Origin of the sequence: Cohnella sp. GCM10027633 (assembly GCF_042675445.1) — a bacterium.
Classification (GTDB): Bacteria; Bacillota; Bacilli; order Paenibacillales; family Paenibacillaceae; genus Cohnella.
On record NZ_JBHTGV010000020.1, the window covers coordinates 33915 to 43374 of the forward strand.

Annotated in this window: 7 protein-coding genes; 1 reads left to right on the forward strand and 6 read right to left on the reverse strand. The window is 54.7% G+C overall.

Annotation, left to right across the window (positions count from 1 at the left end; translation table 11 throughout):
- The first annotated feature begins 33 nt into the window (after window positions 1-33).
- A complete protein-coding gene (locus ACFQZG_RS26190; RefSeq protein ID WP_378157693.1) occupies window positions 34-633 on the forward strand; it encodes a YitT family protein in 600 nt (199 codons plus the stop codon).
- A 43-nt stretch (window positions 634-676) separates the two neighbouring features.
- Here the strand turns inward: ACFQZG_RS26190 and tuf are convergent, their stop codons facing one another.
- From tuf to rpoC, 6 genes are all read right to left on the reverse strand, one after another.
- Window positions 677-1867: an elongation factor Tu gene (gene tuf, locus ACFQZG_RS26195; protein WP_378157694.1), complete on the reverse strand. Its 1191-nt coding sequence runs from the start codon at window positions 1865-1867 to the stop codon at window positions 677-679.
- 92 nt (window positions 1868-1959) lie between these two features.
- On the reverse strand, window positions 1960-4038 hold the full coding sequence (fusA, locus tag ACFQZG_RS26200) for an elongation factor G (RefSeq protein WP_378157695.1): 2079 nt from the start codon (window positions 4036-4038) through the stop codon (window positions 1960-1962).
- Window positions 4039-4122: 84 nt separating this feature from the next.
- Window positions 4123-4593 (reverse strand): 30S ribosomal protein S7, encoded by a 471-nt coding sequence (gene rpsG, locus ACFQZG_RS26205; protein ID WP_378109818.1) that lies wholly within the window; start codon window positions 4591-4593, stop codon window positions 4123-4125.
- A 74-nt stretch (window positions 4594-4667) separates the two neighbouring features.
- Entirely contained in the window at window positions 4668-5090 is a 423-nt protein-coding gene (gene rpsL / locus ACFQZG_RS26210) for a 30S ribosomal protein S12 (RefSeq protein ID WP_378157696.1), read from the reverse strand.
- 177 nt (window positions 5091-5267) lie between these two features.
- On the reverse strand, window positions 5268-5525 hold the full coding sequence (locus tag ACFQZG_RS26215; protein ID WP_378157697.1) for a ribosomal L7Ae/L30e/S12e/Gadd45 family protein: 258 nt from the start codon (window positions 5523-5525) through the stop codon (window positions 5268-5270).
- 291 nt (window positions 5526-5816) lie between these two features.
- On the reverse strand, window positions 5817-9437 hold the full coding sequence (gene rpoC, locus ACFQZG_RS26220) for a DNA-directed RNA polymerase subunit beta' (RefSeq protein WP_378157698.1): 3621 nt from the start codon (window positions 9435-9437) through the stop codon (window positions 5817-5819).
- Window positions 9438-9460 lie beyond the last annotated feature (23 nt).

Sequence of the window (9460 nt, forward strand, 5' to 3'; positions counted from 1 at the left end):
TAAAGACAGGCTGACTAAAGGGGCTGATACGACGTGCTGTCCATACCGAAATTAATCGCGATCGTAATCGGCTGCCTGCTCATCGCGGCGGGAATCGATTTCTTCCTCATGCCCATCAAAGTGCTTGACGGAGGGATTATCGGTATCGCATTGATCGCGAATTACTTATTCGGCGTTCGCGTCGGACTATTCTTGTTCCTGTGCAGCATTCCGGTATTCGTATACGCTTGGTTCCGGGACAAGACGATACTCGTATACAGCTTATACGGAATGCTATTCCTCTCCTACTTCATCGATTTGCTTGAGCCGTATTCGTATCATATCCGATACGAAATCCATTTGAATCCGTTCGCCAGCTCGACGGTAGGCGGACTATTCATCGGACTCGGCTTCGGGATCTTGCTCCGATATAATACGAGCACCGGAGGTTTGGATCTTCTGGCGAAGCTGATAACGGCGAAACGTAGAATCAACGTAGGGATCATCATCTGGATCCTAGATGCCGTAATCGTTAGCATCGGGGGAATGCTCTTCAGCGCCGACACGTTCTACTTATCGGTAGCGACGGTGTGCGCCGGAGGATTGGCAACGAGCTTATTCACGGCCATACCCACACCTAATAAAAGCAAATAAAAAAAAGCCCTCTGTTGCCAGAGGGCTTTCGTTCGCTTTGCGATTACTTCTGGATGGAAGCAACTGCGCCAGCGCCTACCGTACGGCCACCTTCGCGGATTGCGAAGCGCGTGCCTTCTTCGATAGCGATTGGAGCGATCAGGGAAACCGTAACCGTGATGTTATCGCCTGGCATAACCATTTCCGTGCCTTCCGGCAGGTTGATGATGCCCGTAACGTCAGTCGTACGGAAGTAGAACTGTGGACGGTAGCCTGTGAAGAAAGGCTTATGACGGCCGCCCTCACCGGAAGTTAGAACGTAGATTTGAGCCGTGAATTCCGTGTGTGGCTTAACGGAGTTAGGCTTAGCGATTACTTGACCGCGCTCGATGTCTTTACGGTCAACGCCGCGAAGCAATGCACCAACGTTGTCGCCGGCTTGCGCTTGGTCAAGCAATTTGCGGAACATTTCAACGCCCGTTACGACGGATTTGCGAGTATCTTCTTGCAGACCGACGATTTCAACTTCGTCGCCTACTTTGATGATGCCACGCTCAACGCGACCCGTAGCAACCGTACCGCGACCCGTGATCGTGAACACGTCCTCGACAGGCATCAAGAAAGGCTTGTCGGTTGCGCGCTCAGGTTGCGGGATGTAGCTGTCGACTGCTTCGAACAGTTCAACGATTTTGTCAGCCCAAGGGCCGTCTGGGTTTTGAAGAGCTTCACGAGCAGCGCCGCGGATGATTGGAGTATCATCGCCCGGGAACTCGTACTCGTTCAGAAGGTCGCGAACTTCCATCTCAACGAGCTCAAGCAATTCTTCGTCTTCAACCATGTCGCATTTGTTCAAGAATACGACGATGTAAGGTACGCCTACTTGGCGGGAGAGCAGGATGTGCTCGCGCGTTTGCGGCATAGGGCCGTCAGCAGCAGATACAACCAGGATCGCGCCGTCCATTTGAGCAGCGCCGGTGATCATGTTTTTAACGTAGTCAGCATGCCCAGGGCAGTCAACGTGAGCGTAGTGACGGTTGTTCGTCTCGTACTCAACGTGTGCGGTGGAGATCGTGATACCGCGCTCGCGCTCTTCCGGAGCTTTGTCGATTTGGTCGAACGCTACAGCAGCGCCGCCGTATCTTTTGGAAAGAACAGTCGTGATAGCAGCCGTCAGCGTCGTTTTACCGTGGTCAACGTGACCGATCGTACCGATATTAACGTGCGGCTTGTTACGTTCAAACTTGGCTTTTCCCATGGTTCAATTTCCTCCTTAATAAGTAAAAGGTTATATATTGTTGGCGTGGAGAACCGCATTGCGGCTCTCGTTCACGCCTGTTTCCTATGGGCTTACTCTTTGCCTTTGTGCTTGGAGATGATCTCTTCGGAGATGTTCTTAGGCACCTCTTCGTAGTGGGACAGTTCCATCGAGAACACGCCGCGGCCTTGCGTACCGGAACGTAGCGTCGTGGAATATCCGAACATCTCGGACAACGGCACTTTCGCGCGAACGATTTGCGCGCCGAAGCGCATGTCGGAACCTTCGATGCGTCCGCGGCGGGAGCTGAGCATACCCATTACGTCGCCGAAGTACTCTTCAGGAACCGTAACTTCGACTTTCATGATCGGCTCGAGCAATACCGGTTTGCACTTTTCCTTGGCTGCTTTAAGCGCCATGGAACCTGCGATTTTGAACGCCATCTCGTTCGAGTCGACGTCATGGTAAGATCCGTCGACAACGGTAGCTTTCAAGTCAACGAGAGGGAATCCAGCGAGGACGCCGTTCTTCATCGACTCTTCGATACCGGCGCCGATAGGAGCAACATACTCCTTCGGAATCGAGCCGCCGACGATCTTGCTTTCGAAGATGAAGCCGGTACCGGCTTCTTGCGGTTCGAACTCAACCCAACAATGGCCATATTGGCCACGGCCGCCGGATTGGCGAACGAACTTGCCTTCGACCCTTGCGGGAACCGTGAACGTCTCGCGGTAAGCAACTTGCGGCTTACCAACGTTCGTCTCGACTTTGAACTCGCGAAGCATACGGTCTACGAGGATCTCCAAGTGGAGCTCGCCCATACCCGAGATGATCGTCTGGCCGGTTTCTTCGTCCGTGTGCGCACGGAACGTAGGATCTTCCTCGGACAGCTTCTGCAGCGCGATACCCATTTTGTCTTGGTCGGCCTTGGTCTTTGGTTCAACCGCGAGCTGGATAACCGGCTCTGGGAAGTTCATCGACTCGAGGATAACCGGGTTCTTCTCGTCGCAAAGCGTGTCGCCCGTCGTCGTATCTTTCAAGCCTACCGCAGCAGCGATGTCGCCAGCGTATACTTCGCTGATTTCTTGGCGGCTGTTAGCATGCATCTGAAGGATACGGCCGATGCGCTCGCGTTTGCCTTTCGTTGCGTTGATTACGTAAGAACCAGCATTCAGAATGCCGGAGTATACGCGGAAGAACGTCAACTTACCGACGAACGGGTCGGTCATGATTTTGAATGCCAGCGCCGAGAACGGTTGGCTGTCATCCGATTTGCGAATCGTCTCCGTACCGTCTTCCAGCGTGCCCTTGATATCAGGTACGTCGACAGGAGATGGCAGGTAAGCAACGACTGCGTCCAACATCGGTTGAACGCCTTTGTTACGGTAAGACGAACCGCAGACGACCGGGAAGATTTTCACTTCGCAGACGCCTTTACGAAGGGCGGCTTTCAGTTCCGGAATGGTGATTTCTTCGCCTTCCAGATACTTCATCATCAACTCTTCGTCAAGCTCGGCGACTTTCTCTACCAAGATCAGGCGAAGCTCTTCGGCTTTCGCTTGAAGATCGGCAGGGATCGCTACCGTTTCCGCGTCTTTGCCAAGATCGTCTTTGTAGACGTAAGCGACCATCTCAACGAGGTCGATCATGCCTTTAAAGTCGTTCTCCGCGCCGATCGGAAGTTGAATCGCTACCGCGTTGGCACCCAAGCGAGCCTTCATGTCGCTAACGACATTGAGGAAGTCCGCGCCGATGATGTCCATCTTGTTAACGTATGCGATACGAGGTACGCCGTAACGGTCGGCTTGACGCCATACCGTCTCGGATTGAGGCTCAACGCCTTCTTTGGCGCTGAATACGCCGACAGCCCCGTCCAATACGCGCAGGGAGCGCTCGACCTCTACCGTAAAGTCAACGTGACCCGGAGTGTCGATAATATTGATGCGGTGACCCTTCCACTGAGCCGTCGTAGCAGCGGACGTAATCGTGATGCCGCGCTCTTGCTCTTGCTCCATCCAGTCCATCGTCGCCGCGCCTTCATGCACTTCGCCGATTTTGTGAACGCGACCGGTGTAGAACAAGATCCGTTCAGTCGTCGTGGTTTTACCCGCGTCAATATGCGCCATGATGCCGATATTACGCGTATTTTGCAAGGAGAACTCTCTTGCCATGCCGTGTGTCTCCCTTCATTTGACTTGCCTAACGGACATTTGTCAGGACCGCTAAGCGATCCCGATCGAATTGTCCAACAAATCCTACCAGCGGTAGTGCGCGAACGCTTTGTTCGCTTCCGCCATCTTGTGCGTGTCTTCGCGCTTCTTCACTGCAGCTCCCGTGTTGTTGGAAGCATCCAGGATTTCGGCAGCCAAACGCTCTTCCATCGTCTTCTCGCCGCGGTTGCGGGAGTAGTTGACGAGCCAACGCAGTCCGAGAGACGTGCGGCGCTCAGGTTTAACTTCGATCGGTACTTGGTAGTTCGCACCGCCTACGCGGCGAGCTTTAACTTCAAGCACCGGCATGATGTTCTTGATTGCAGCTTCGAAGACCTCCATTGGATCTTTACCCGAACGCTCTTTAATCAAGTTGAATGCATCATACAGAAGTTGCGAAGCAACGCCTCTCTTGCCGTCGATCATGATACGGTTGATAAGGCGCGTAACAAGCTTGCTGTTATATAACGGATCCGGGAGCACGTCCCGTTTCGTTACTGGTCCTTTACGTGGCATCGAAAAATTCCTCCTTTCTCATTCCTGGTGTTCGATCTCGGCCGGTTCAGGCGACGATTGCGCCCGTCAGCTTATTAAGACTTCTTGACTTTCGGTCTCTTCGTGCCGTATTTGGAACGAGCCTGCTTGCGGTTGTTAACGCCTGCAGTATCCAATGCGCCGCGAACGATGTGATAACGAACCCCTGGAAGGTCCTTTACGCGTCCACCACGAATAAGAACAACGCTATGCTCTTGCAAGTTGTGGCCGATTCCCGGGATGTACGCTGTCACCTCGACACGGTTCGTTAGACGTACCCGCGCGTATTTACGAAGTGCAGAGTTCGGTTTTTTCGGCGTCATCGTGCCTACACGGGTGCAAACCCCGCGTTTTTGAGGCGCGCTCAAATCCGTTTCCTCACGCTTCAGGGCATTGAATCCCTTTTGCAGTGCAGGCGATTTCGACTTGACCACTTTCGGTTGACGACCTTTACGTACGAGCTGGTTAATAGTTGGCATGTTGCCACCCCCTTCCGAAGATTATGCATAATAAAGTAATGAAGACGACACGACCGCTGCGCCATTTGTGAAGCCCACAGATCCAGGCGGTTCATTTTAAGAGACGAGAAAGGGCTCGACCGGAACTCTTCCTTCAAGATTCGCACCTATCCAGACGATCTCCGCATCAAACCCGACTTACTTATCCCTAACGATCGCGGCCATCGCCGCGCCGACTCCAATGCCACACGCTTTACCCAAGCTACCCATCGTATCGACGAACGTTACGGGAACGTTCGACTGCGTACACAGCTGCTCGATTCGTTTCAGCATTCGGGGATCTGCATCCTGCGCTACGTAGACATGAACGGCTTCGCCAAGCTCCACCGATTTCATCGTCTGCTTCATGCCAATGCGTGCGAGTCCGCTCTGCAATCTCTTATCCATCGCAGTCATTCGACTTTGACCTCCAGGAGATCAGAATGGCGCACGTCTGGCACACACTAGAACATAGTATCACTTCAATATGCCCATGTCAAGAATAGTTAGCGCGGGATTAATAGGTACTTTTCGTGCGCTAATCGCACGCCCTCACGTACTGGATTCCCATCTATCGCATGAATATTCAACGCGCCTAATCATTAATTTGCTTTCCATTCCGCTACTGGTCGCAAGAGCGATCTTAGCCAACAAAAGAGCGAATACCTGGACGGTATTCGCTCTTCGTTAATGAGAAACGCTAGTTGCTTATTCCACGCCAACCGGCTCGAGCTCCGCCGCCTCATCCGTCGGCTCGTCGAAAGGCGATACGACGCGAATGTTGCGGTAGCGCGCCATCCCCGTACCCGCAGGGATCAGCTTACCGATAATGACGTTCTCCTTAAGACCGAGCAAGCGGTCGACTTTGCCTTTGATGGCAGCGTCGGTAAGCACGCGGGTCGTCTCTTGGAACGATGCGGCCGAGAGGAACGAGTCCGTCTCGAGCGATGCTTTCGTAATACCGAGCAATACCGGACGTGCGACCGCCGGCTCCTTGTCGGCCAGAATCGCTTCGCGGTTCGCCGCTTCGTATTCGTGGATGTCCACGAACGCGCCCGGCAGAAGAATCGTGTCGCCCGGATCGACGATCCGAATCTTGCGAAGCATCTGCTTGATCATAACCTCGACGTGTTTGTCGTTGATTTCTACGCCTTGGTTCCGGTATACGCGTTGAACCTCTTGCAGGATATAGTTCTGAACGCCGCGGATGCCCTTGATGCGGAGCATTTCCTTCGGATCGATCGAACCGTCGGTCAGCTCGTCGCCGGCTTCCACTTGTTGGCCTTGGGTCACGCGGATACGCGAACCGTAGCTGACAGGGTATACCTTCGTCTCCGCTGCGCCTTGGATCTCGATCTCGCGACGGTCTTTGGTCTCGCGAATTTCTTTAACGACGCCGTCCATCTCGGAGATGATCGCTTGGCCTTTCGGATTCCGGGCTTCGAAGAGCTCCTGAATACGCGGCAAACCTTGCGTGATATCGTCTCCGGCAACGCCCCCGGTATGGAACGTACGCATCGTGAGCTGCGTCCCCGGTTCGCCGATCGATTGGGCGGCGATGATGCCGACCGCTTCGCCGATCTCGACCTTCTTGCCGGTTGCCAGGTTGCGGCCGTAGCAGAGCTTACATACGCCGTGGCGGGCGCGGCAGCTAAGCACGGAACGGATCGGCACTTTCTTGATATCGACGCGAACGATCTCTTCCGCCTTCGGCGTATCGATGAGCTCGTTGCGGTTGACGATGATTTCCTTCGTCTCCGGATTGCGGATCGTCTCGAAGGCGTAACGGCCTTCGATACGGTCGAACAGATCCTCGATGACTTCCTTGCCGTCCTCGATCCGGGACACGATAATGCCTTTGTCCGTGCCGCAATCGTCTTCGCGAACGATGACGTCTTGCGCGACGTCTACGAGACGACGGGTCAAGTAACCCGAGTCGGCGGTACGTAGCGCCGTATCGGCAAGACCTTTACGCGCTCCGTGGGTGGAGATGAAGTACTCCAATACCGTAAGGCCTTCGCGGAAGTTCGATTTGATCGGCAACTCGATGATCCGACCGGACGGGTTCGCCATCAGGCCGCGCATGCCGCCGAGCTGCGTAATCTGCGATTTGTTACCGCGTGCTTTGGAGTCGACCATGAGCATGATCGAGTTGTAGCGGTCCATGGACTTCATCAGGATGTCCGTGATTTCGTCCTTCGCCTTGCTCCAGATCTCGATGACGCGGTCGCGGCGCTCTTCGTCGGTAATCAGACCGCGGCGGTATTGCATCGTAACGACTTTGACGCGCTCCTCGGATTGCCCCAGGATCTCTTGCTTTTCCTTCGGAACGACGACGTCCGCGACGGCAACGGTAATACCCGCGCGCGTCGAGTACGTGAAGCCCAGTTGCTTGATGTTATCGAGAATCATCGACGTCTTCGTCGTATGGTAAATACGGAAGCACTCGCCGATAATTTGACCGAGATATTCTTTGCCTACGGCGCCGGCAAGCGGAACTTCATCGACGAATTTCTCGATGTCCGCGCCTTTGTCGTAGATGAAGTACTTCTCCGGCGTACCTTTCACGAGGTTCGTTTTCGTCGCCTCGTTGATGTACGGGAACGTATCCGGGAAGATTTCGTTGAAGATGATTTTGCCGATCGTCGTGACGATGAGCGCTTCTTGCTGCTCAGGCGTGAACGACTTCTTCTTCAGCTCTCTGACCGGAATGACGACGCGGGCGTGCAGCCCGATGCCTGCGTTCCGATGATAAGCCGAGATCGCTTCGTTCACGTTCGCGACTCTCATGCCGGTTCCCGTGGCTTCTTTGTTATCCATCGTGAGATAGTAACAGCCGAGAACCATATCCTGGGACGGTGTAACGACCGGCTTGCCGTCTTTCGGGTTCAAGATGTTGCCCGATGCCAGCATGAGCAGGCGAGCTTCCGCTTGCGCTTCGGCCGACAACGGAACGTGCACGGCCATTTGGTCGCCGTCGAAGTCGGCATTGTACGCCGTACAGACGAGCGGGTGAAGCTTGATCGCGCGGCCTTCGACCAGGATCGGTTCGAACGCCTGGATGCCGAGTCTGTGAAGCGTCGGAGCGCGGTTCAGCAGTACCGGATGTTCTTTGATGACTTCCTCGAGAACGTCCCATACTTCCGGGCTGACGCGTTCGACTTTGCGCTTCGCGCTCTTGATGTTGTGAGCTAGGCCCTTGAGCACGAGCTCCTTCATCACGAACGGCTTGAACAGCTCGAGCGCCATCTCCTTAGGCAAGCCGCATTGATACATCTTGAGGCTTGGTCCTACGACGATAACCGAACGACCGGAGTAGTCTACCCGCTTACCGAGCAAGTTCTGACGGAAGCGGCCTTGCTTACCTTTCAGCATATGGCTGAGGGATTTAAGCGGACGGTTGCCCGGGCCCGTAACCGGACGGCCGCGACGGCCGTTGTCGATCAAGGCGTCGACCGCTTCTTGCAGCATGCGCTTCTCGTTCTGAACGATAATATCCGGCGCGCCGAGATCAAGCAGACGCTTGAGACGGTTGTTCCGGTTAATAACGCGGCGGTACAGGTCGTTCAAGTCGGAAGTCGCGAAACGACCGCCGTCCAATTGAACCATCGGGCGAAGCTCCGGCGGAATGACCGGAAGCACGTCGAGAATCATCCAATCCGGCAGGTTGCCGGAGTTGCGGAACGATTCAACCACTTCGAGGCGCTTGATCGCGCGGTTGCGGCGTTGGCCCTGCGCGGTGCGCAGTTCTTCCTTGAGCATGTCGAGCTCGCGGTCGAGATCGATGTCTTGAAGCAATCTCTTCACCGCTTCTGCGCCCATGCCGGCGGAGAACGCGTAACCGTACTTCTCGCGGTAGCTGCGGTATTCCTTCTCGGAGAGAAGTTGCTTCTTCTCGAGAGGCGTATCGCCCGGATCCGTTACGACGTAAGACGCGAAGTAGATGATCTCTTCGAGCGAACGAGGAGACATATCGAGAGCAAGGCCCATACGGCTCGGAATGCCTTTGAAGTACCAAATGTGCGATACGGGAGCAGCCAATTCGATATGGCCCATCCGCTCGCGGCGAACTTTGGCGCGGGTGACTTCGACGCCGCAGCGATCGCAGACGACGCCTTTATAGCGAACGCGTTTATATTTACCGCAATGACATTCCCAGTCCTTCGTCGGACCGAAAATTTTCTCGCAGAACAAGCCTTCTTTCTCCGGCTTCAGCGTGCGGTAGTTGATCGTTTCCGGCTTCTTCACTTCGCCTCTCGACCAAGACCGGATCTTATCCGGGGAAGCGAGACCGATCTTCATGAACTCAAAGTTGTTGACGTCTAACAAGGAGCAAGCCCTCCTTCATCGTT